Origin of the sequence: Bacillus sp. FSL K6-2865 (assembly GCF_040311405.1) — a bacterium.
Taxonomy (GTDB): Bacteria; Bacillota; Bacilli; order Bacillales; family Bacillaceae; genus Bacillus; species Bacillus velezensis.
Map to the genome: position 1 here is coordinate 2,082,100 of NZ_CP152036.1, position 23,986 is coordinate 2,106,085.

Here is a 23,986-nt window from a genome sequence, read left to right on the forward strand (position 1 = left end):
TATATATTTTAAAGAAATAATGCTTTTCCCTAAAAGTTCAATTGAATAGAATCAAGCGCGTTCTCTTCTTCCTCATTGCTGCCGCTCAATCCGATATGTTCGATTAGAATGCTTGGCTGTTCCAAAATCGCCGATAGGATGTGTAAGTAGTCGTTTGATAAAACCTCGATTCTGCTTTTCTTAAACAGTTTTTTCGAATATTCAAACAGTCCGTGATAGTTGTCGCGGTCCGCCTGAATCGACAAGGTCAAATCGAATTTGGCAACCGGATGATGAAATGGATACGGCTTGAGTTGAAGGGAATCGAAAGTCAATTCAGCATGATCAAGATTTTGCAGCACAAACATCGTATCGAATAAAGGATTGCGGCTTGAATCTTTTGGAAGATGCAGATGCTGAATTAATTCTTCCAACGGATAGTCTTGATTTTTATAGGCGTTCAGCATGTTTTCTTTTACTTCATTTAAGTAGGCATCAAATGTTTTACGGCCCGCCGGGTGATTGCGAATGACTAACGTATTGACGAACATTCCCACGACCGGCTCTACATCCAGATGAGTCCGCCCGGCAGATGGCGTTCCTACGATAATATCTTCTTGTCCGCTGTATTTGGATAAAAGAATCGTATAGGCTGCCAATAAAATCATATACAGTGTTGCTCCTGTGTCTTCTTCCATTTGGCTTAAACGCTGTTTCAAGTGTTCGGGTATAAGAAATTCAAATGATTCGCCTTCGTAATCGCGTATGGCAGGTCGCTCATAATCCGCAGGCATATCCAGTAGAGGAATATCACCGTGAAACTGATCCAGCCAATACGCTTCCTGGCTCTTGATGTTCCGTTTCTGAATGTCCGATTGCTGCCAAACTGCAAAGTCTTTATATTGAATAGAGAGCGGGCCCGGTTCGTTCCCCTCGTAGATTCGGCTTAAATCTTTCATCAGAATATTGACGGACACGCCGTCAGAAATGATATGATGCATATCAACCACAAGCACGTGCCGCGCAGGTTCAATTTCAATCAGTCCGGCCCGCATCAGCGGCGGCTTGGCTAAGTCAAACGCTTTGATGAAATCAAGCACACGGTTTTCCGCTTCTTCTTCGCTTGCTTGAATTCGTTCTATCGTAAAGTCGACGTTCTGATGAATACGCTGTGCCGGCTCGCCTTCATATAAATCAAAGCTGGTACGCAACGCTTCATGACGCGCGATTAATTTTCGGAAAGCGGCGTTTAACCGTTCGGGATCGATCGTCCCTTCCACTTTCATGGCACCCGTCATATTGTAAGTCAGCTCGCCGCCTTCTGTGTGACTTAATAAATACATCCGCCTCTGAGCTGAAGAAACCGGATAATATGGCATTTCCTTTGCAGCCGGAATCGGTACATATCGATTTTTGTCCATGTGTAACGCCTTGTCAGCCAATTGTTCAATGGTAGGAAACTTGAATATGTCTTTGAGAGACAGATTCACATCCAGCTCTTTGTGAATTCTGGCGGCTAAGGCTGCCGCTCGGATGGAGTTGCCTCCGAGATCAAAGAAATTATGTTTGATCCCCGCATGGCTTATTCCGAGCACTTCCTTCCATAAATCTGTAAGTTTGGACTCCGTCTCATTACCCGGCGGAACATATTCAGCTGTCTGCTGCAGACTCGCTTCTGGTGCAGGCAGTGCCTTACGGTTTATTTTCCCGTTGGATGTTAACGGCATATGCTCCAGACGGACAAAATAGGACGGAACCATGTAGTCCGGAAGCTTCGATGACAATTGTTCCCTAAGCTGCGCAGCCGCTATAGGCTTGTCGCTTACGTAATACGCGCATAATTGTTTTAAGCCGTCTTCTTCTTCTTTCACTGTTACCGCGGCTTTTTGCACCGCTTCCGCGTTATGCATTGCTGCTTCAATTTCACCAAGCTCGATTCGGTGTCCCCTGATTTTGACTTGTTCATCAACGCGCCCAATATATACAAGATTTCCGTCCTTCAATCGCTTAGCCAAATCCCCTGATTTGTACATTTTCGCTCCCGGGACATACGGGTTTTCAACAAATTTCTCTTCCGTTAAATCCGGGCGGTTCCAATACCCTCTGGCAACACCCGGTCCGCTGATATATATTTCGCCGATTACCCCGATCGGAACCAGGTTTCTGCTTGCATCGGCCACATAAATATCCGTGTTGAGAGCAGGAGTGCCGATCGGTACAAATTCCCGCTTGTCCCGTTCTGCGTCGAAGTGATAAATCATACATCCGACGACAGCTTCCGTCGGTCCGTATTCATTGAAAATGTCCAGCCGGCCTTTAAACTGCTCGCTGACACTTTTGGCCAGACGGGTGCTTAAATTTTCTCCGCCGACAATCATTTTCCGTATGGCGGTGCCGCCAGCGATATTCATCTCCTTGATGACGTGCAGATGTGCCGGGGTCAATTTGATCATGTCTATTCTTGAGTCCCGCATAATCTCAGAAAGCACAGCGCTTTTGTCTTCGCCGTCAAAGACAATGATGGTATTTCCCGTAACCAGCGGTGTAAATATCGAGGTCACAGTCAGATCGAAAGAGATGGAAGAGTATAATGGAAAGTTGGTTTTCTCACCTCTTACATAAACCTCTTTCGCCCACCAAATATAATCAGCCAGCCCCTGATGCTCAATGAGTACACCTTTTGGATTTCCCGTCGAACCTGACGTATAGATCATGTAGGCCAAATCATGCGCATCGCTGTCCGATTCAAGATTCGAGTGCTCCTCATGGTATGAGTTTTCCTCATCCAAAAGCACAATGTCACCATCATACGGTAATTGATCCAGCAGGCTGCGCTGTGTCAACACAACCTCCGCTCTTGAATCTCTCAGCATATATTGGATCCGATCTTCCGGATATTCAGGATCAATGGGCACGTATGCGCCGCCGGCTTTCAGAACAGCCAAAATTCCGACAATCAGCTCGATCCGATGCGGGCAGATGATGGCAACGAATTGATCCGCTTGTACGCCTTTTGTCCGTAACGTCCGCGCCAATCGGTTCGCCCGTTCATTGAGCTGTCTGTACGTATACCGCTCATTGCCAAAAATAACGGCTTCATGATCGGGACTCTGTTCCGCCTGCATTTCAAACCACCGATATACCGTTTCCTTATGCGGATACGGCGTCTTTGTGCCATTACACTCCGTCAGCAGTTGATGCCGTTCGGTTTCAGACAGCATAGGAACAGAAGACAATGTCATCTCCGGCTGCTCAGCAAGGCTGTTTAAAATGGCGGTATAGTGTCTGGTGATCTGTTCAATGGTGTCTTTTGTGAATCGTCCCGGTTTATAATCAAAATGCATCTCTATCTGTTGACCGGCATCTTCGATCGTGAGCATCAAATCATATAAAGAGACCCCTGGATTTCGTTCTTTCACTTTAAATGTACATTCATTGTGCCGGATTTCATGAAATTCAATGTTTTGAAACACAAACATCGTATTAAACAGAGACTTTCCGGTTGTTTCCCGCTGTACATTTAATTTCTCCACAAGCCGGTCGAATGGATAGTCTTGGTTTTCGAAAGCGTCAAGCGTCTGCCGCTTTACTTCTTCCAGATAATCCGTAAACGTTCTATTGGCGTGCGGCTTCGTCCGGATTCCAATGGTTTGTATGAAAATACCGATGATCTTTTCGATATCCGGATGATTTCTTCCTGAAGCAGGCGTGCCTACGACAATGTCTTCTTGTCCCGTATATTTATGAAGCAGCACATTATAGGCGGCCAGAAGCACCGTATAGAGAGTCGTTTCCGCCTTTTGCGCCAAATCTTGAAGCGAACGGATGACATCCGGCTGTAAGGAGCATGTCACACGCTGTCCCTCAGAAGACCGTTCTGCCGCTATTGAACCGTCTGTCGGCAGGTCGAGAATGGGAATTTCGTCTTGAAATTGTTCCAGCCAATATGTCTCCTGCCGCTTCATGGCATCCTCATTCAGCCGTTGGTTTTGCCATTCTGCGAAATCTTTATATTCAAATTCAATGTCCGGTAATGGTTTCTGATGATATAAAGCCAGCAATTCATTTGTAAGGATGTTGACGGAATAACCGTCCGAAATGATATGATGCATATCGATGAGCAGTTCGGCCTGCTCGTTTTCAATCTTGATCAGCTCCGCACGAACTAACGGAGCTTGGTCCAGGCGGAACGGTTTTACAAACCGGTCTGAATAGGCATCAAATTCATCCCGGCTCATTGTCCGGACATGAACGTTAAAATCAACTTCGTTTTCAAGTTTCTGAACGATATCGCCATCTATAATGTCGAAATACGTGCGAAACGCTTCGTGCCGCTGCATCACTTGTTGAAGAGATGAGATCAGGGCTTGCTCATCGTACTTCCCTGTTATTGATATGTGGCCGAACATATTTTGCGCCAGCTGATCCGTTTCCAGCTGGTGCAGGAAATATACTCTTTGCTGTGCCGGCGATGTCGGGTAATACGCTTTTTTCTCGGCAGCCTTCATTGGGAGGTGCACGACTTTCGTTTCGTTCTGAATGAAACGTGCTAATTCCTTAACAGTCTGGTGATTGAAAAATTGTCCAATGGAAACCTTTTGATGAAATGTCTTCTGAACTTTGGAAAGCATAAGCGTTGCCTGGAGTGAGTTTCCCCCCAGAGCCAGGAAGCGATCTGATCTGCCAACCCGTTCAAGGCCGAAAAGTTCCTCCCAAATCCGCGCCAGCTGCCGTTCCGTTTCATTTACCGGCGCCTCATAGGCTTCAGTAAAATTTGCCGTATTGCTTCCTATTGAAGAGATCCGCTTCTGGTGTTCGGCGTAAAGTGCTTGTAAATCATGCTGTTCTTCATCGGAAAACATCATCATGGCGTCAAGAGGGATTGAATCTCCCTCAACCATTTTTTGCAGCAATTTTGTAAAACCCGCTCCCCACTTTTTCATGATTTCCGGACTGACGACGTTCGTATTAAAGTCGAAATCAAGAACATATTCTTGATGCGCGTCTGTTATGTTCAGAAATAAATCGTATAGGGTGCATTTTACCGGGTATGCAACGGGCTCCGCCTCCGCCTTTCCGAAATGCAGCTTTCGAAAAGGCCTGTCTAAATTAAAGATAATACGCATATCCGGCACTTGATCGTGCGGAAGCTCTCTGGCCACCAGTGTCATCGGGACGGCTTGGTGCCGCATTGCAAGATTCACGCTTTCTTTCATACTGCCAAGATAACCGGATAAAGTGCTTTCTGAAGAAGACGTGTTCTTCACCGGAATCATATTGACGCAATTTCCAATCAGATCATGCTGTTTCATATGCGATTGACCTGCTGCGGGGACCCCGATCACAAGGCCTGACTGTTTGGTAAGCCGGTGCAGAAAAAGATGAAATGCACCCAGCATCGTCACAAATACGCTATTTTTCATCTGAATGCTTAATGACCTTAAAGCCTCGCTCAATGGCCGTCCAAGCCTGACGGTACACCGGTCTCCCTCATACCCGTTCGGATAACGGACAGAATCTGTGCTTGGCAGAATTGGCTGCTGTATCGGTTCAGAGAAATGACGCCGCCAATAACGGACCCCTTCTTCATAATGGCCGCTGTCAATCTGTGCCTGCTGCCAGTCTAAGTATTGGCGAAACGAAACATCTGCCTCTTTCGGCGAAATCGGTTTTCCTTGTACGATTGCCGCGTAGTTGCTCTCCAGTTCTTGAACAAAAACGGCGATTGACCATCCATCGGCAATGATATGATGGAACGTGAGCACAATCAGATGTTCATTGTGAGCCGATGTAAGCACATGGATTCTAAACAAAGGTTTTTGTTCATGGAAATGAAACGGCCGCTTGGCATCTTCTGTCAGCCATTTTTGGATTTCCGGCTCCCGATGTTCATGCGGGTGACCGGTAAAATCAATGACAGGTATTTCTATATTCATCCGTTCCTGCACTTGCTGTACCTCGTCATCGGGATGAATCACCGTACGTAAAGCTTCATGACGGTCAACGATATGCCGGACGGCTTGTTTTAATGATGTATACTGCAGTTCGCCCTTCACTTTCAGCATAATGGACTGGTTTAAAGCGGCGGAAGCTTCATTCCCGTAATGGGATGCCATAACCAACTGCTTTTGTTCAGGTGAAAGCTCGCGCGTCCCGGACTTTTTACGGCCTCCGCCATCAGGGGAATCCGGGCCTTCCGGAATAAATCCGCCTCGGCGAAGATCCTCCACCGTGTCTTTCACCGCTTGAATAATATTTTCGATATCATCCGCGGTATGCGCCGCAGACAAGAAGCAGTTGCGTCCCTCCCATACATAGACCCCTTTATAGTTGAGATGGTAAAAGAACAAGTCATTATCAAGCGATGAGACAAACCGGAATAAAGAACCGAATCGAACCATGCGGATAGGCACTTGCGCTTGTTCGAAGCAGCGATTCAGCTCATCGACCAGGTAGGCTGTTTTTTGATTAAGCTGCTCATACAGATGTTCTCCTTCGGTTTGTAAATGGCGAAGGACGGCTAATGACATCCTCATGGTAAGCGGGTGGGTATTGAAGGTGCCGGCCACAAACGTGCGTTTCGCCTCGTCTTGCGGGTAGGAATCGTCCCCATACTGCCAGGTACCCCCGTCGATCGCATTCATGAACTCAGCTTTTCCGGCAACTACCCCTAACGGCTGTCCGCCGCCGATGATTTTTCCGTAGGTCACTAAATCAGCCTGAATGCCGAACCATTCCTGTGCGCCGCCAAGACCGATCCGAAATCCGGTAATAATTTCATCCATAATCAGAGCTGTTCCGGATTGCTGCGTGATCGCCCGCAATTCTTTCAAAAATGCCTGCGGCTGCAAATCCGGTCTGCGGCTTTGTACCGGTTCCACCAGTACGGCTGCCAATTCATCACCAAGACTGCGGATCACGTCCAGCGAATCGGGATTGTTGTAATGTAAAATAATCAAATCATCCATAAAGCTCTGCAGTATGCCCGGAGCCAGCGGATTCGCAGACGCAGCCCCGCCTTTTGTGCCGGCAACCCCTAATACGCCGTCAAACGTGCCGTGATAAGATCCGGAGAACGCCACGACTTTCTTTCTTCCTGTTGCCGCCCGCGCCAAACGCAGGGCAACCATGACGGCCTCTGTTCCTGAATTATAGAAAGCGACCCTTTCCACTCCGGTACATGTGCGGATCCGGTCGGCAACTTCACCGGCGACATCTGACATCGGGCCGAGCGGAGGCAATGATGAACGGGTTGAATCATCGATAACCTGTGTAATAAAGGAAGGATGATGCCCGAAAAGGTTAACCCCGAATCCCATGGTGATATCGATATATTCATTTCCGTCAATATCCCACATTTTAGAACCGTCAGAACGTTCGGCGATAATCGGGTATACGATTTCCTTCCAATACGAACGGAAGCTGGACAAATTGCGGTTGTTTGCATGAGCAAATCGGGTGTTGTCCGTATATTGTTTGGAACCTTTCGTTTTATCGGCGTATTTCTTGATGAAATCTTCTAAGTATTGTTTTTGCCGTGCGGTATAGTGTCCCTGATCATTCAGGTTCTGAGGCTGAAAAGGAACATAGGGTTTCGCTTCTTGAGCCGCTTTCTTTTCTGCAGTGACGGTCGGAGGCCCCTGCTCGACAGAAGGAATTGATTTCTTTTGCGCTTTAGCGTATTCTTTCTCATCGGAATGATGTCCGCTGTTTCTCAACAAATTAAAACTATTTAATTGAGCTTGCAAGGTATCCTGAATTAATTGATTCTGAGAAGCGATTATTTTTTCGAGCATATGCTCTTGATGACCTTCTCTGCGATCCGATTCAGACTGCGCTTCTGAAATGACCTGTATTTCCTGCGCCGGAACATTCTCTTGAGGGGGAGCGGATGCAAAGGACGATGGAACGGTCTCAGCCAAGTAATCTATGACACTTTGAAGGTTGTTCATCGTATCAAAAAAACGATCCATCGGGATGTCTACCCCAAATTCGTCCGCAATGGCTTTTTTGACCTGTGACAGCATGATAGAATCCATTCCGAGCCCGATAAAATGAGCATTCAGATCGAGTTCCTCCGCTCTGATCCCTGAAGCGTTGCTGATTACAGTTTTCAGGAAGGATTCAATGTGCGCTTTCGATTGATTGATATTCAATGCTGCTCCTCCTTTCTTTTCGCCCTCGTTTAAGCGCAATTGGTCAGCTTCAGCCCAGCATCGGCTCCGTTCAAACGGATACAGGGGCAATGGCGTCTTTTGTACAGTTTCACCGGAATAAAGCGCGCGCCAATCGATAACGGCTCCTTGCACAAATAATTCGGCTGCGCGATTCAGCCATGTGATCCGTTCATCTTGCGTACGTAAACGCTGCTTAATCAGAGCGGCTGCTTGTTGATTCAGCTCTTCTTTATGAGCAGGCAGCATTTCCTTCATATTCTTGTAACCGATGTATACACCGGGAAGGTTTCTGTCTCCCTGAATCAGGCGGGTCAGCTTATCCGATAGTTCTTGTTTACCGGATACAATCATGGCAATGCCATGATCCAAATGAGCCCTGCCCGTACTTGCTGTATAGCAAATGGACTTTAATGAAGCTTGGCTGTCATCCGATACATATTGCCGGTACTGCTGTGCGAGTTCATAGAGTGATTTTTCAGTATGAGCGGATAAAACAAATAGGTGCGGCCCATGTTCATCCTCGGGTGCATACTCACTTTGAGAAATATATTCTTCCAATACCACATGAGCGTTCGTTCCGCTAAAACCGAACGAGCTGATTCCGCCTCGCAGCGGCTCATCACCGGATGTGAACGCTGCAGCTTCCTGATTCACATAAAATGGTGATGAGTGAAAATGAATGAGCGGATTAGGTTCATTAAAGTGCACTAACGGCGGATTTTTCTTGTGATTCAGCATGAGGACAGATTTGATCAGCCCGACGATGCCTGCCGCTTCAAACAAATGACCGATGTTCGATTTAACAGAACCAATCGCACAAAATTGTTTTTTTGCCGTATACTTTTCAAACGCTTTACAAAGTCCGTTAAATTCAACCGGATCACCGAGCTTCGTTCCGGTGCCATGCGCTTCGATGAAAGACAGTGTTTCAGGGGCAATGCCCGCGTCTTTCCAAGCCGTTTCAATGACCTCAGTCTGAGCTGCCGGATTCGGTGCTGTAATCCCGGCGGTTGTTCCGTCTTGATTCAGCGCGCTTCCCTTGATTACGCCGTAAATATGGTCTCCGTCGCGAACAGCATCCTGCAAAGGTTTTAGCAAGACTGCGGCCGCGCCTTCACCTGTGCCCGTGCCGTCTGAATCTTTGCTGAACGTTTTCGTGTACCCGTCCGAAGATTCCATATCAAGTCCGATACAGATCGGCAAGAGCGATGTCCGGATACCGCCGGCAAGAGCCATTTCACAATCGCCGGATATTAAAGATTTACATGCCATATGAACGGCGGCAAGCGATGAGGAGCATGCCGTATCCACTGTGACCGCCGGCCCTTTTAAATTTAAGAAATAAGCGATTCGGCTGGCTAGCACGGAAGGGAGATTGCCCACGATATATTGATGAAGTTCCTCCGGATAATTCGCAGAAAGGAGACGTTCATAATCGTAGCCCACCTTCGAGTACCCCGCATATACCCCGACACGGCTCCCGTTCATGCTGCCGCCGGCATAGCCCGCATCTTCAATCGCATGCCATGCAGACTGCAAAAACAGTCTTTGGTTAGGGTCCATAAACTGAGCCGTTTTAGGAGCTAAACCGAAGAACGAATAATCAAAGCGGTCGATTTCATCTAAATAGCCGCCCTTCACAAACTGACTCTCATTGAACTCGCTTTGGATGGACTTTAAATAATCCGCCGCATCTTTCAGCCGGGATTCGGGGTATTCTCGAATGCTGTGCTCACCTTTTTCAAGCAGATTCCAAAAATCACTTTTCGTTGACGCTCCCGGGACATTGAGCGACATCCCGATAATGGCGATATCTTTCGGTGTCACATGGCTTGGTTTCGCTGCCGCGTCCTGTTTGATTTCAGCCCGGCTTTCAGACAGATATGCCGCTAAATCAGTGATAGAAGGATACGTAAAGAGATCTGAAACGGCAAGCTCGCGTCCGAATTTCTGTTCTATGCGCTCGGCAATCTGCGATAACTGTAATGAATTTGCTCCCATATCAAAATAACTGTCAGCGAGGTGAACCTTTTTCCCGTTGAGCACTTCGGAAAAGATAGACAGCAATTCCGTTTCTATCTCATGAATGGGTGTCTGTCCGGATGTTTCCGGGCTGCTCTCCAAACATTCATTGATGGCGGCAGACTCTGTTGAAAAATTCCCTGCCTCATACTGTCTGGCAAGTTCGTAGCGTTTAACCTTTCCGCTGGTTGTTTTAGGGAGTTTTCGGATCGGAAGGACTTCTTTTATGCTCCAGCCGCCCCGCTTGTACAAATGCTTTTTTATCTCTTTGACAAGCGGTGCGAATTTTTCAGGTGATTTTTTGTAAACAACAAAGAGCACGATTTCTCCGCTTTGTGTCTTTTGATCATATACACCGCAGGCGGCAACCCTTCCTAAGTCAACCTCTTCCATTTCAATCGCGACCCGTTCAATATCGTGCGGGTAGATATTTTTTCCGTTCACGAAAATAATGTCCTTTTCTCTTCCGGTTACGACTAAGTTACCACTTTCACTAATGAATCCGAGGTCTCCCGTTTTTACCCAGCCGTCAGAAGTCAGCGCTTTTTCCGTACTCTCTGGGTTGTTATAATACCCTTGCGTCACATTGTCTCCTTTGATCTGGATATGGCCGATGATTCCGTCTTCTACTCTTTCATTTGTTTCATCGGAGATCCGAAGCTGACAATAGTCAATAGGTTGTCCCACCTCGACGAATGAAGCGCAATTTTGGTCCTCTTTGCTGACTTTTACAGCTCTTTCACCAAGATTTAAATAGTCACGATGCAAATAAACGGGAACGAATTCTTTACCTATTTTAGAGAACGCTGCGCCAACCGAAGCTTCCGCTAAACCGTAAACATTCAAAATGGCGGATCTTTTCAGATTGAATGCTGCGCATCTTTTCAAAAATTCGTCACATAGCTCCGGCAATATCGGTTCTGCCCCGTTTGCGATGACCTTGATGTGGGATAAATCCCAGTCTGGTTCGTTTTTCAGAAATTTAAGGAAGTAGTTGTACCCGAAATTAGGAGATGATAGAATACTGGCTTTATGTTCATGAGCTTTTTTCATCCAAAGAATAGGTCTGCGAATAAATAATTCTGTAGGCATTAGATTTTGATTGATTCCGGTTATGAAGGGAACAAGGTGGCAGGCGATGAGCCCCATATCATGCGTTAAAGGCATCCATGATAAGAAGGAGTCTTTCGAATGAATGGCTAGGGCATTCCCAATGGCGCACGTGTTATGTATTAAGTTGTGATGCGTTAACATGACTCCTTTTGGATCTCCTGTGGATCCGGAAGAAAATTGGATAAAGGCGAGTTCATCCGCATCAGGTTCATAAAACGAAGCGGGGTAATCGTAGATTTGATCTTGAATGACGTCAGATTTTTCGTTTAATTGATGATGGAAATCCTGTAAATCGTGTTCTGCAGCGTATTTCTTTATTTTGTCCAATACTTTTTCAGAGGCAATCAGAAAGGGATGATTTAATATATTCCAAATGCGCCAGACCTTCAGCTTATGGTCATCATCTTCTCCGATACTGACCGGAACCGGGATCATTCCTCCTAATATACAAGCCCAAAAAGCAACGACAAATGATTTGTTTTCTTGGATTTGAAATACAATTTCCTGCTTCGGCTTAATGCCGAGATGCTGTAAATAGCCAAGATACCCTTGCGCCTCTTCAAACAATTGGCGGTAAGAGACAACCGTCTCGTTTTTATCGGATTCGATAAAACGGATCCCGCGATCAGAGATATTGCTTCTTTCCCGAATGACATCTACTAAGGTTTGGAATTGTCTGGTATACATAGGTCCCCTCCTGGGCGCTTTATTTTAAAATCCGCAATTCTTCCCAAGCCGGAAGCTGTTTAGCTTCACAAATTAATTTGCATAAATGGATCGAATGTTCGAGTTCTTGTTCTGAAAGCACGTCTTCATGCCTTTTCATTCTCTCTTTCAGCTCTTGGATTTGCGTAAATAATGGCGTCGTCCTATTGGAATAATCCGCTGAATCCTTGTTGTAATTTCGCGCAATGACGGATTGAATCATCAATTTATTCAGTTGTTTTTTGCGTAAATGGACAATATGTTTCTTTCTTTCCGTTGAATTGGAAAGCGGGGGAACATCAGATGTCTGTCCTAAGGGATAAGGTACAATGTGATTCGTTGTTTTTCTCAGCAGACCGGCTAAGACATTGTTCGGACCCATTTCGATGACTTCTGTGACTCCATGTAAAAGCAAGTAATGCATCGATTCCGTCCATCTTACCGGCATCGTTATGTGCTGCTTGAGATGTTCGCTGATCGAATTTCCGCTGCTGTAAGGGCGCGCGGTGACATTTGAAATGATCGGCCATGCGGCATCCCGGAAGGAATACCGGTGTAATACAGTCTGGAATTGTTCGGAGGCTGATCGTATCATCGAACTGTGAAAAGGCGCACTGACATTCAAATAAGTGTATGCCGCACCCTTTTCCTCCGCCATCTTGATGACACGTTCCACAGCTTGCCGGTGTCCGGAAATCACATGCTGCTGTTCTGAATTCATGCAGGCTACATCTGCCGGAAAGTCTTCCGTCGATACTTTCGAACATATTTCCTGCAAGGTTTGGAGAGAGAGCTGTGTCACGGCGGCCATCGTCCCCTGCTGCTGGGGATCCGCATTTTGCATAAGAATTCCCCGCTCCCTTACAAGTGTAACGGCATCCTGAAAAGAAAGGGCGCCGGCACAGACAAGCGCTGAATATTCGCCTAAGCTATGGCCTGCCAGGAAGCGGGGCTTCACCCCTATTTCCTGCATATACACTTGAAAAGCAATCACACTGACCGTTAAAATAGCGGGCTGCGCGTTCATTGTCTTTGTCAATTCATTCATATCTCCGTTAAAACACAGTTTTTTTACATCCAAGGAGATCGCATCGCTCGCTTCTTCAAACAATCTCTTTGCGAGCACAAAATCATTCCAAAATTGTTTGCCCATTCCTACAAATTGAGACCCTTGTCCAGGAAATAAAAAGGCAAGATTGTTCATGAGATTCCTCCGATCATATTGAACAGGGGATACAATATCCTACAAAATATCCCTTTATCTAACATCCTAGCATGATTATAACAAATGTGTATAGAATACTTTCGGAGGAGTTATTGTTCGTTTTCACAAACGAATTAGATATATTTATTCATAAAATAAAACATGGGGATTTCACCGAAAATCAGTCTTAAAGAGAGATGATGAAAGCCGGGGTGGAGCCTGTTACCGGCTCTTCTTCACTTCGGACGCGCTCTTCATGTTTCATATGTTTTAGGGCTATTGGCATTATTGTGTCAGAAATTACATATTTTCTGTTTATTGTAAAAAATCATTTGTATATCTGTGAAAGATTGTAAACTGATTGCGCTTGATTATAAATGCGGTGCAAGAGATGGATCTGGATGGGGAAAATCCGCAAGGACGAAATACGCCGCAGAACATGCGAATGACCCTGCCCGGATACCGATTGACGCAGTAAATCGGCCTATTGAGTGAACAAGGTTTTCAGGCATAAAAAAACAGCCGTTCAGAGCGGCTGTTTTTTTAAAAAGTATAAGAACTATTGAGCGGTATACCCGCCATCCATGACTACGGCCTGACCTGTGACCCCTTTTGCTTTGTCGCTGGCCAAAAATACGGCGTAATCAGCGATTTCCTTCACTGACAGCAGCCGTTTTTGGGGAACGAGCGGAAAGATGACGTCCTCAAGCACCCGCTCGTACGGTACATTCCTTGTTGCGGAAATGTCCTTTAACTGATTGCGGACAAGCTGAGTGTCCACATATCCCGGACAAAGCGCATTGACGGTAATGCCGTCAGCCGCGCCTTCAAGTGCGCCGACTTTCGTTAAACCGATGACGCCGTGCTTGGCGCTGTTATATGCCGCTTTCCCGTGAAAACCGATCAGTCCGTTGACAGACGCCATATTAATGATTCGACCGAATTGCTGTTTTTTCATAATGGGAAATGCATGCTTCATTGCGATAAATGGCGCAGTCAGCATGAGACGAATGAGCCGTTCAAACTGTTCGGTGGGAAATTCCTCGATGGGCGCGACATGCTGAATGCCCGCATTATTCACAAGGATATCGAGACGTCCGAATTGTTTCTCGACCGTCTGCAGCATGTCGGCCACTTGCTTTTCATTTGTTACATCGCATGTGATGCTGATTGCTTCACAGCCTTCATCTTTCAGTCTTGCCGCCGCTTCTTTCCCCGCTTGTTCGTTTACATCAGAGATGATGACGGCTGCTCCTTCACGGGCGAATTCTTTTGCGATTTCAAGCCCGATTCCTCCGGCTGCTCCTGTTACAACGGCTGTTTTTTCAATAAGCAATGAATGCATGACGGCACCTCCTCATTTTGGTCTGACCCCGTTTTTTAACGACTGGCTGACAGTAAAATGACCTTCTGTTTTCTCAAAGACCTCCTCCATTGTTACACCTTCCTGCAGTTCGGTGAGCGTCATACGGCCATCATGAAAATCGAATACAGCCAAATCTGTGATCAGCCGATCGACCACCTGCCTGCCGGTTAAAGGCAGCGTACATTCCGTTCTCACTTTAGATTCCCCATATTTATTAACGTGCTCCATAATGACAATAATCCGTTTTGCTCCGTGGACCAAGTCCATGGCGCCGCCCATTCCTTTGATCATTTTTCCGGGGATCATCCAGTTCGCCAAATCTCCCCGTTCGGACACTTCCATCCCGCCGAGGATCGCTACATCAATGTGGCCGCCGCGAATCATGGCAAAGGATTCGGCACTGTCAAAATACGAGGCTCCCTTTACTTCGGTGATGGTTTCTTTTCCCGCGTTGATCAGATCGGGGTCCTCCGTTCCTTCCGCCGGATAAGGCCCGATCCCGAGCAAGCCGTTTTCAGACTGAAGCAGGACGTTATAATCATTCGGTATCTCATTGGCTACAAGCGTCGGCATCCCTATCCCCAAGTTCACATTCATTCCGTCCTTAATTTCCTTTACAGCCCGTTTGATCATTCGTTTTCTGCTATCTCTCATTCTGTCAGCCTCCTTTATCATGCTTGCCGGACGGTGCGGCGTTCAATCCGTTTTTCATGAATCCCGCCGAGCAGCACGTGCTGCACAAAAATACCCGGCGTATGAATTTGATCCGGATCAAGCTCTCCGGCATCGACGATTTCTTCAGCCTCTGCAATCGTCACTTTGCCTGCCATTGCAGCGAGCGGATTGAAATTTCTCGCCGTCTTTCTGAACATCAGGTTGCCCAGAGGATCGGCTTTCCAGGCCTTTACGATGGCGGCGTTCCCTGTAATCCCTTTCTCCAGAAGATAGGTGCGTCCGTCAAATGTCTTATGTTCTTTTCCCTCGGCTACTGATGTTCCGACGCCCGCAGGTGTGTAAAACGCCGGAATGCCCGCCCCTCCCGCGCGAATTCTTTCTGCGAGCGTTCCTTGGGGCACCAATTCGACTTCCAGCTCTCCGCTTAAAAACTGCCGTTCAAAGGTTTTGTTTTCTCCCACATAGGATGCGACCATTTTTTTGATCTGCCGGTTTGCAAGCAAGAGGCCTAACCCCCAATCATCAACACCGCAGTTATTACTGACAACGGTCAAGTTTTTTACGCCGCTGTCCCTGATCGCGAGAATTAATTGTTCCGGAATGCCGCACAGGCCGAAGCCTCCTGCGATGAGGGTGTCTCCGTCCTTGATCAGTGCAGCAGCATCTTGATAAGAGTCCATCACTTTTCCTTTTCCCATATTCGTTTCCCCTTTCTGTTTTGGCTACACAAGGCCTGTCAGACTGTAAATGGCGATGATGACAAACACAGCGGCTGTTTTAATGACGGTAATGGCAAAGATATCCCTGTAGGATTGGCGGTGGGTCAACCCGGTGACCGCGAGCAGCGTAATGACGGCGCCATTATGCGGAAGAGTGTCCATCCCGCCGGAGGCCATCGAGATCACCCGGTGCATGACCTCCGGCGGGATGTGGAATGTATTGATTGCTTCTGTATACGCTGCTGACATCGTGCTTAAAGCGATGCCCATTCCTCCTGATGCCGATCCTGTAATCCCGGCAAGCGCAGTGGTCGTCACCGCTCCGTTGACGAGCGGATCAGTAAACGTCTGCGATATGCCGCTGCTGACCATTTTAAAGCCGGGAAGCGCCGCAATGATGCCGCCAAATCCGTATTCGGCTCCTGTATTCATCGACGCCAGCAAGGCACCCCCGATGCCCTCATTCAGTCCTTCTTTCAAATTGAAGAGGACTTTTTTCCAATCGAACAAAATCGTGGTCATGATTCCGATGAACAGTGCGAGTTCTACTGACCAGATCGCAGTGACGGAGGAAAGGTCAATCTTCCCGAACGCTTCTAAGCCGAGCGGCGCAAAATCAAATCCGTCAGGGTACCAATGCGGGAGCCACATCGTGAAGCATTTGTTCATGACTCCCACAAGGATAAGCGGAACAAAGGCGAGCACTTGCCGCGCGGGGCTGGGTTGCGGTAAAACAGGCGTATGTGTTTCATTAGCCAGACCTGACGATTCCTCTGCAGCGGAAACTTCAGATTGAAATCCAGCATAGCCTTCTCCGGCATTGGCCGCTTTTTTGCGCCGGGATTCTAAATAAATCATTCCGGCCGTAAGCACAAATGCTGCACCAATCAGTCCGAGCCAGGGAGCGGCATAAATGTTTGTTTTAAAAAAAGCGGTCGGAATGACATTTTGAATTTGCGGTGTGCCGGGAAGCGCATCCATTGTAAATGTAAAGGCGCCCAATGCAATCGTACCGGGTATCAGACGCTTGGGAATATCAGCTTTAATAAATAGGTTTTTAGCAAACGGATAAATGGCAAACACCGCTACGAAGAGACTGACGCCGCTGTACGTTAAAATCGCACCCATTAAGACGATGGCGAGAATGGCTCTTTTTGCTCCCACAAGTCTGACGATTGTTTTTGCAATCGACTCGGCGAGCCCGGATATTTCAACAACCTTGCCAAAAACGGCCCCTAAAAGAAATACGGGAAAATACAGCTTAATAAATCCTACCATCTTCTCCATAAATATATTCGAGAAGAAAGGAAGTACGAAGCTTGGATCTGTCAGGAGCACAGCAAACAGCGCACAAATCGGGGCGAATAAAATGACTGAAAAGCCCCGGTAAGCCGCAAACATCAGCATGCCTAATGCCAATAAAATAATAACAATGTCCACAAATCCCCCTCTTTTCTGCTCAATATTAGTAAGCGCTTACAAAAAATCGAGAAAATAAAGCAAAAAACATGCCGGTTTTGCACAGTTTCTGAAGCTGAAAAAATGTGCATCATGGTGAATGTTCCGTTTTGGCGAAAGAAAGGGAGACTCTTGCTGTATTAGATTGATTGGCTGAGCAGTGAGTTTTTTTAGGGATAGTGAGATGGATCAGAGAGGATTTTTGCTTTATAAATATGTATTCTTTTTTCTTTCATTTATTTCCTGCAAGAGGAACCGATAAAATCCGGCCCTCCTGCATGGTCATTCAGCCAATGACAACCGGGAGCTCTTTGAGCGACCTAAAACCAATGAGCTTGCGGTATTCAAGGCGGTGTGCAGCCAGCCGAAGCTTAGGCATCCGCTCAAACAGTGTAAGAATTGCAATTTGTGCTTCGATGCGCGCTAATGAGGAGCCTATGCAAAAATGGGCGTTCTTTCCGAATGCAACATGCGGGTTCGGCTTTCTTTGGATATCCATTTTGTGAGGTTGATCGAATATGCTTGGATCGCGATTGGCTGCCCCTAAAAGGATATATACCTGCTCTCCTTTTTTTATGGTCTTCCCATTTATTTCGCAGTCTTCTGAAGCGGTGCGTGCCGTCAGCTGCGCGGGGCTGTCGTAGCGCAGACATTCCTCAACTGCAGTTTCAATAAGCGAGGGGTTTTCTCTCAGTGCGCTAAGCTGTTCAGGGTGTTTCAATAAAGTAAACACACCGTTGCTTATGAGGTTTACCGTCGTCTCGTGTCCGGCTATGACAAGTAAGATACATGTCGCGAGCACTTCCTCTTTTGAAAGCTGTTCCTCCATAATAAACCTGCTGATCAAGTCTTGTTTAGGGTGCGCTTCCCGCTTGTGAATCAAATCTCTGAAATATGACGTCAGCCTGCCTGCGGTGTCGCTTGCTCTGACTAACGTCTTTCTTGATCGGGTAAGATCAATGGCCTGAATGACGTCTGCCGTCCATTGTCTGAATTGATATCTCTCCTCTTTCGGCACTCCGAGTATCTCCGCAATGATAAGGCTTGCCAATGGAAAGGCAAACTCTGAAACAAGGTCCGCGGTTTTTTTGATTTGGACTTGATCCAACAAGTCATGAACCGTTTCTTTTATACAAGGGCGAAGTGATTCCGCCGTCTTTGCGGTAAATTCTTTACCGATAAGCATCCGCATCCGCTTATGGTCTGATTGATTTTTAAATAACAGCATATCGTGCTGGATATGCGATAGATTTTGATATTTCGTTGAAGCTTCCGGAAGAGGAATGCGGTTTTTAAACCGAATGTCTTTCAGAATCGCTGCCGCTTCTTTGTACCCGGTGACATACCAGCCCGGATATTTTAATACGGTTCCTTTATAAACAGGATCAATGGATCGCAGTTTGTCATAAAACGGGTAAGGGTCATTCCAAAAATCCGAATCCGCATGGAGAGACGGATGTGCAATCGATAGGTCCGCCGTCATCTTATACCTCCGTATTGCAGGCGGATTGCAGGCCGGCTTTCATTTCTTCAACGGATTCGACTTCAAAACCTAAATCATGGAGCATTTGATGATCCTCTGTTTCTTGCTGCCCTGCTGTCGTTAAGTAATCTCCGACGAAAATCGAATTTGCGGCGTAAAGTCCCAGCGGCTGCAGCGAACGAAGGTTGACTTCCCGGCCTCCTGAGATACGAATTTCTTTTGACGGATTGATAAAACGGAACAAGGCGAGCACTTTCAGGCAATACACCGGATGTAATTCGCTTACCCCTTCTAACGGAGTTCCGTCAATCGCATGCAGAAAATTAACCGGGATGCTGTCGGCGTCAAGCGCTTTTAAGCTGTTCGCCATATCAATGACGTCCTGTTTCGTCTCTTTCATGCCGACGATGACACCAGAACAAGGTGACATCCCCGATTGTTTCGCCGTTTCCACTGTATTGACCCTGTCGTCATACGTGTGGGAGGTCGTAATGTTTGAGTGATTCCTTTGTGATGTATTGATGTTATGATTGTACCGGTCTACTCCTGCCTGTTTCAGCCGCTCTGCCTGTTCCGGCTTCAGCAGACCGAGGCATGCGCAGATTTTTAAACCGTACGTTTCTTTAATTTCTTTGACAGCATCAACAACTTGATCTACTTCTCTGTTCGACGGTCCCCGCCCGCTGGCGACGATACAGTATGTCCCTATATTCAGGTCGTGGGCGCGTTTTGCCCCTTTAAGCAATATATGCTTATCCACCATCCGGTAAGACTCAATCGGCGCTTTTGATATTGAAGATTGTGAACAGTACCCGCAATTTTCCGGACACAGGCCTGATTTTGCATTCATAATCATATTCAGCTTTACTTTTTTTCCGTAAAATCGTTTTCTGATATGAAAAGCGGCATGCATCAGCAATAAAAGATCCTCATCAGGACAATTTAAAATGGCCAGCGCTTCTTGATTCGTTACTTCCACCCCGTCCAGCACTCTCTCTGCAAGATCCATCCATTGATTCATGTTTATCTCCCCATTTGTGTCAGATTCATGAAAGAGGAAACATCTATATGTTTCTCAATCATGTGTTGAATGTTTTCCGGTGAAACGTGATCCAGCTTCGGTGTGATTCCCAAAATCGGAACTTTGCATAATGTTTCAATCATGCTCGGGTTTGTCTTTTCGTCCAGCCCCGGCCGGCTCTTTACGCCGTTGATAATAATGCCGAGAACCTCTATCCCCATGTTTTTCGCATATTCAACGGTTAAATATGTGTGGTTGATGGTTCCGAGATCAGGCCTGGCCACAATCACCGCCGGCAATTCCATGGCTTTTATCAGATCACTGACTAAGTAATTTTCACCAAGCGGGACGGAAATGCCGCCTGCCCCCTCAACGATGAAACACTCATGACGATTTTTGATCTTACTCCAGTGGGCCATGACATCCGCCATGCTCACGGATTTCCCCTCAAGCATGGCGGCCGTGTACGGGGCAAGCGGCTCTTTCCATTCAAATGGCGTGATTTCTTCATGAGACAGTGCGGTTTGTGACATGTCTTTCAAGAGCGAGGTGTCACTTTCCGGATGAGTCCGAGGCACGCCGCTTAAAAACGGCTTAAACACTCCGATATCCGCCTGTTTCTGCCGGAATGCCGCGGCAAGACCGCAAGAAACGATGGTTTTTCCGACGCCGGTATCTGTTCCTGTGACAAAAAAACTTCTCATTTGTTTATATTCAGCTCTTTTCTAATGGAATCAAATGCTTCTGTCAGCTCGTCTATGTCCTGTAAGCTGCGATCCGCCGTAACGGTCAGCCTGATTCTGCTTTCGCCTTCCGGAACGGCGGGCGGGCGGATGGCCGGGGCGCAGATTCCCTTTTTCTTCAGCAGCGCAGCGGCTGAAACCGCTGTTTTTGCATCACCGATGATCACGGGGATAATCGGTGTATCTCCGCCTCTTACGGTAAAGCCCATATCGGCCAGACGCGTTTTTATCATTTTGACAGACGACTGCAGCTCACGGCGCGTATCGTGCATATCTGATATGATGTCAAATGCCGTATGCGAAGCCGCACAAATTGACGGCGGGAGGGCCGTCTGAAAAATAAACGTCCGCGCCTGATTCAGCAAAAAATCAATGAAAATGTTTGATCCCGCGGCAAAACCGCCTTCCGTTCCTACAGCTTTGCTTAATGTGCCGATGACAACATCAGGACAAACACCGAAATAGTCACTGGTTCCCCCGCCGTTTTCCCCGAGTACACCGGTTGCATGCGCGTCATCTGCTATCACAAATGCCTGGTACTGCTTTGCAAGCGCCATTATGCGGTCAAGAGGCGCGATGGTGCCGTCCATGCTGAAGACGCCGTCTGTGACGATGAAGCGGCGGTTCCGAGCCTGGACGGAGGCAAGTTTTTTCTCAAGATCAGCCATATCAATATGGCGGTACACGATGGTTTCCGCTTTTGATAAACGGCAGCCGTCAACAATGCTCGCATGGTTCAGTTGATCGCTTAAAATGACATCGCCTTTTTGAGGCAGTGAGGCAAGCACGCCGATATTTGCCAAGTAACCGCTTGAAAACAATAAAGCCGCTTCCGTCTGTTTAAAATCCGCGATTGTGTGTTCAAGTTTTTCGTGCCACACAGTATTTCCTGTCGTTAACCGTGAGCCGCCGCTTCCCGCTCCGAACCGGCTCAGCGCCGTTTGCGCGGCTGTGATCAGCCGCTCATCTTTTGACAGGCCTAAATAGTCATTGGACGCCCAGGTCTGCCGCTTTTGCCCTTTGGTTTTGAGAGCGGTTTCCTGTGTTCGCAGCGTCCGATACAGCCCGTCTCTTTTCACCGCAACGAGCCTTCCGAGGAGCCATCCGTCAAAATCCACGGCCGGTCACCTCGGCTATCGCTTCTTTCATAATGGAGATCATGGCTTGTAACTGATCGGTTGTGCTGGCAAGCGGCGGCAGAAAGGCGATGACGTCTCCGAGCGGCCGTGTCAGCATACCAAGCTCTCTCATTTTCAAGGACACCTTGTATCCCATCCGCTTTTCAGGCGGATAAGGCTGTTTTGTCCCCTTATCCTGCACAAGCTCTATGCCGCACATGAAACCGAGCTGGCGGACATCGCCGACATGAGGGAGCTGCTTCAGATCATGAAGAAATTCCGCTGCCGTTTTTGATTTTTCGGCGACTTGTTCAACGATGCGCTCTGATTCGAATAAACGCAGATTTTCAATTGCCGCGGCACAGCCAAGCTGATTTCCTGTATAGGAATGGCCGTGGAAAAATGTTTTCATTTTGTCGTAGTCATCGTAGAAGGCTTCATAAATGGCTTCTGTGGCAAACGTCACAGCAATCGGCAAATAGCCTCCCGTAATGCCTTTCCCTGCCGCCATCAAGTCCGGCTGGACATTTTCATGCTCACAGGCAAACATTTTTCCGGTGCGGCCGAACCCCGTCGCCACTTCGTCAACGATCATTAACACATCATATGCCGTACACAGCTTTCGTACGCCTGCCAGAAAGCCTTCAGGCATGACGATCATCCCGGATGCGCCTTGCACCATCGATTCGATCGTAAGTGCGGCAATCTCTTCATGATGCTTTGCAAGCAGCTGTTCGAGCGCGTGAAGGCATTCATCCCGGCACTGTACGGGGTCGCCGCTTTCAGATCTGTATACATACGGAATCGGGGCTTTGTAGCTTTCAAACATCAGCGGGCCGTACACATGGTGGAAAAGTTCTATGGAGCCGACGCTGACGGCTCCGATCGTATCGCCGTGATAGCCGTTCTGCATAGAAATAAACGTCTGTTTCTCGGGTTTCCCTATGTTTTTCCAGTATTGAAAGGCCATTTTCAGAGCGATTTCCATTGCTTCCGCTCCGCTGTCGGAGTAAAAAACGCGTGTCAGCTTTTCCGGTGTGATGCCTGTCAGCATCTCGGCAAGTTCTGTTGCGGGAACGTTCGTCATACCCAGCAAGGTCGAATGAGCGATTTTTTCAAGCTGTTTTTGAATCGCTTCATCCATTTCTTTTTTTCGGTGGCCGTGTACATTGAGCCATACTGAAGAAAAGCCGTCATAATATTCTTTGCCGCTGATGTCTTTCAGCATGATCCCGTTTCCGCTTTCAATGATTAACGGATCTTCATCGTAATCTTTCATTTGTGTGAAAGGCAGCCAAAGATGCTGTTTGCTTTTTTCGATCATTGATTGTTTCATATGTTCCCCTCCCGCTGAATGAATACAGGCTGCTTCTCTAAAAAATGGATACAGCTCTCCTTATCTATGGAGCCATCTGTAAAGAAAATCCGGCATCCGCTTTCATCTCCGGCATTCTTCATCTCGGAAATCCGCTGATATCCCAGCTTCTTTGCGGCAACGTAGCCTGTTATGTAATCAGGGTCATCCGACCAGCACAATTCAGCAATAATCCCCGGATGTGCGCAAACTTTTGCCGCGATGGCATGTGCTTCTTTTATTCGTGAATGTTCCGGCATGTTGTGAGTAAAAGCCCATTTTTGAAAATCATGTGACGGCCAATCCACTCGGGATACCCGCACACCTCTATTTCCTCTGCCGTCAATGCGTTTTCCTGCCCGGATATCAAACAGGACCGCCCCTCTTGCTTCTGCATATTCCGCAATGTTTTCGTACGCTTTCTCTATCATGTGCGGGGGGATCCCCGCCTTTTGCAGAAGCTTGCGGGCGATTGCTTGTCCTTTTTCCGGCGTGTCTGTTTGATGGAAAGCAACCGGCAAAGGGCGGATCGTTTCGATCGGTTCATTAATGCTTTCAAGCTGAATCTGCATAAAATCAGGTATCCCTCTTGAGTGCGAGAAGCCTTTATGTAATAAGCCATCTACCGCTTCCTGTAAACCGCTGTAAGTGATGAGCCGTTCTCCGCCGGAAATGTGTTTTCCGCCCTGCTCATGGGGGGCGTTTCGGGAAGCTCTCATTCTGACGCTGTAATAGGTTTCTTCCCGCATATATTCCCCTCCTTTCTCTTACTTTGAAAATTAATGTTAACAAAAATTAATTTAAGGTTAACACTTATACAGAATATTAGTGCCCTTCACGGAATATGTC

12 protein-coding genes are annotated in these 23,986 nt (G+C 47.3%); all 12 read right to left on the reverse strand.

What is annotated here, in order from left to right; genetic code table 11:
• Positions 1-29: 29 nt before the first annotated feature.
• Positions 30-11,978: a bacillomycin D hybrid PKS/NRPS BamA gene (gene bamA, locus NYE42_RS10270; RefSeq protein WP_352426438.1), complete on the reverse strand. Its 11,949-nt coding sequence runs from the start codon at positions 11,976-11,978 to the stop codon at positions 30-32.
• Positions 11,979-11,997: 19 nt separating this feature from the next.
• Positions 11,998-13,200, reverse strand: a complete 1,203-nt coding sequence (gene bamD, locus NYE42_RS10275) for a bacillomycin D biosynthesis malonyl-CoA transacylase BamD (RefSeq protein WP_342496923.1) — start codon at positions 13,198-13,200, stop codon at positions 11,998-12,000.
• A 559-nt stretch (positions 13,201-13,759) separates the two neighbouring features.
• On the reverse strand, positions 13,760-14,545 hold the full coding sequence (locus tag NYE42_RS10280) for a 3-hydroxybutyrate dehydrogenase (RefSeq protein ID WP_094032668.1): 786 nt from the start codon (positions 14,543-14,545) through the stop codon (positions 13,760-13,762).
• 12 nt (positions 14,546-14,557) lie between these two features.
• Positions 14,558-15,220, reverse strand: coding sequence for a CoA transferase subunit B (locus NYE42_RS10285; RefSeq protein WP_007410136.1), 663 nt, complete (start codon positions 15,218-15,220; stop codon positions 14,558-14,560).
• Positions 15,221-15,237: 17 nt separating this feature from the next.
• A complete protein-coding gene (locus NYE42_RS10290; protein ID WP_007410135.1) occupies positions 15,238-15,939 on the reverse strand; it encodes a CoA transferase subunit A in 702 nt (233 codons plus the stop codon).
• Positions 15,940-15,963: 24 nt separating this feature from the next.
• On the reverse strand, positions 15,964-17,400 hold the full coding sequence (locus tag NYE42_RS10295; RefSeq protein ID WP_352426439.1) for a GntP family permease: 1,437 nt from the start codon (positions 17,398-17,400) through the stop codon (positions 15,964-15,966).
• Positions 17,401-17,704: 304 nt separating this feature from the next.
• Positions 17,705-18,901: a cytochrome P450 gene (locus tag NYE42_RS10300; protein WP_305175206.1), complete on the reverse strand. Its 1,197-nt coding sequence runs from the start codon at positions 18,899-18,901 to the stop codon at positions 17,705-17,707.
• A 1-nt stretch (position 18,902) separates the two neighbouring features.
• Positions 18,903-19,922, reverse strand: a complete 1,020-nt coding sequence (gene bioB, locus NYE42_RS10305; protein ID WP_163114016.1) for a biotin synthase BioB — start codon at positions 19,920-19,922, stop codon at positions 18,903-18,905.
• A 2-nt stretch (positions 19,923-19,924) separates the two neighbouring features.
• Positions 19,925-20,626, reverse strand: a complete 702-nt coding sequence (gene bioD / locus NYE42_RS10310) for a dethiobiotin synthase (protein WP_069007450.1) — start codon at positions 20,624-20,626, stop codon at positions 19,925-19,927.
• The gene (bioF, locus tag NYE42_RS10315) at positions 20,623-21,729 is read right to left on the reverse strand and encodes an 8-amino-7-oxononanoate synthase (protein WP_327941741.1); all 1,107 of its coding nucleotides are present in this window, start codon (positions 21,727-21,729) and stop codon (positions 20,623-20,625) included. The genes bioD and bioF overlap by 4 nt, the downstream gene beginning before the upstream one ends.
• A 43-nt stretch (positions 21,730-21,772) precedes the next feature.
• The gene (bioA, locus tag NYE42_RS10320) at positions 21,773-23,119 is read right to left on the reverse strand and encodes an adenosylmethionine--8-amino-7-oxononanoate transaminase (protein WP_352426440.1); all 1,347 of its coding nucleotides are present in this window, start codon (positions 23,117-23,119) and stop codon (positions 21,773-21,775) included.
• Complete coding sequence (locus NYE42_RS10325) at positions 23,116-23,886, reverse strand: 6-carboxyhexanoate--CoA ligase (protein WP_063095115.1); 771 nt, start codon at positions 23,884-23,886, stop codon at positions 23,116-23,118. The genes bioA and NYE42_RS10325 overlap by 4 nt, the downstream gene beginning before the upstream one ends.
• Positions 23,887-23,986: the final 100 nt, after the last annotated feature.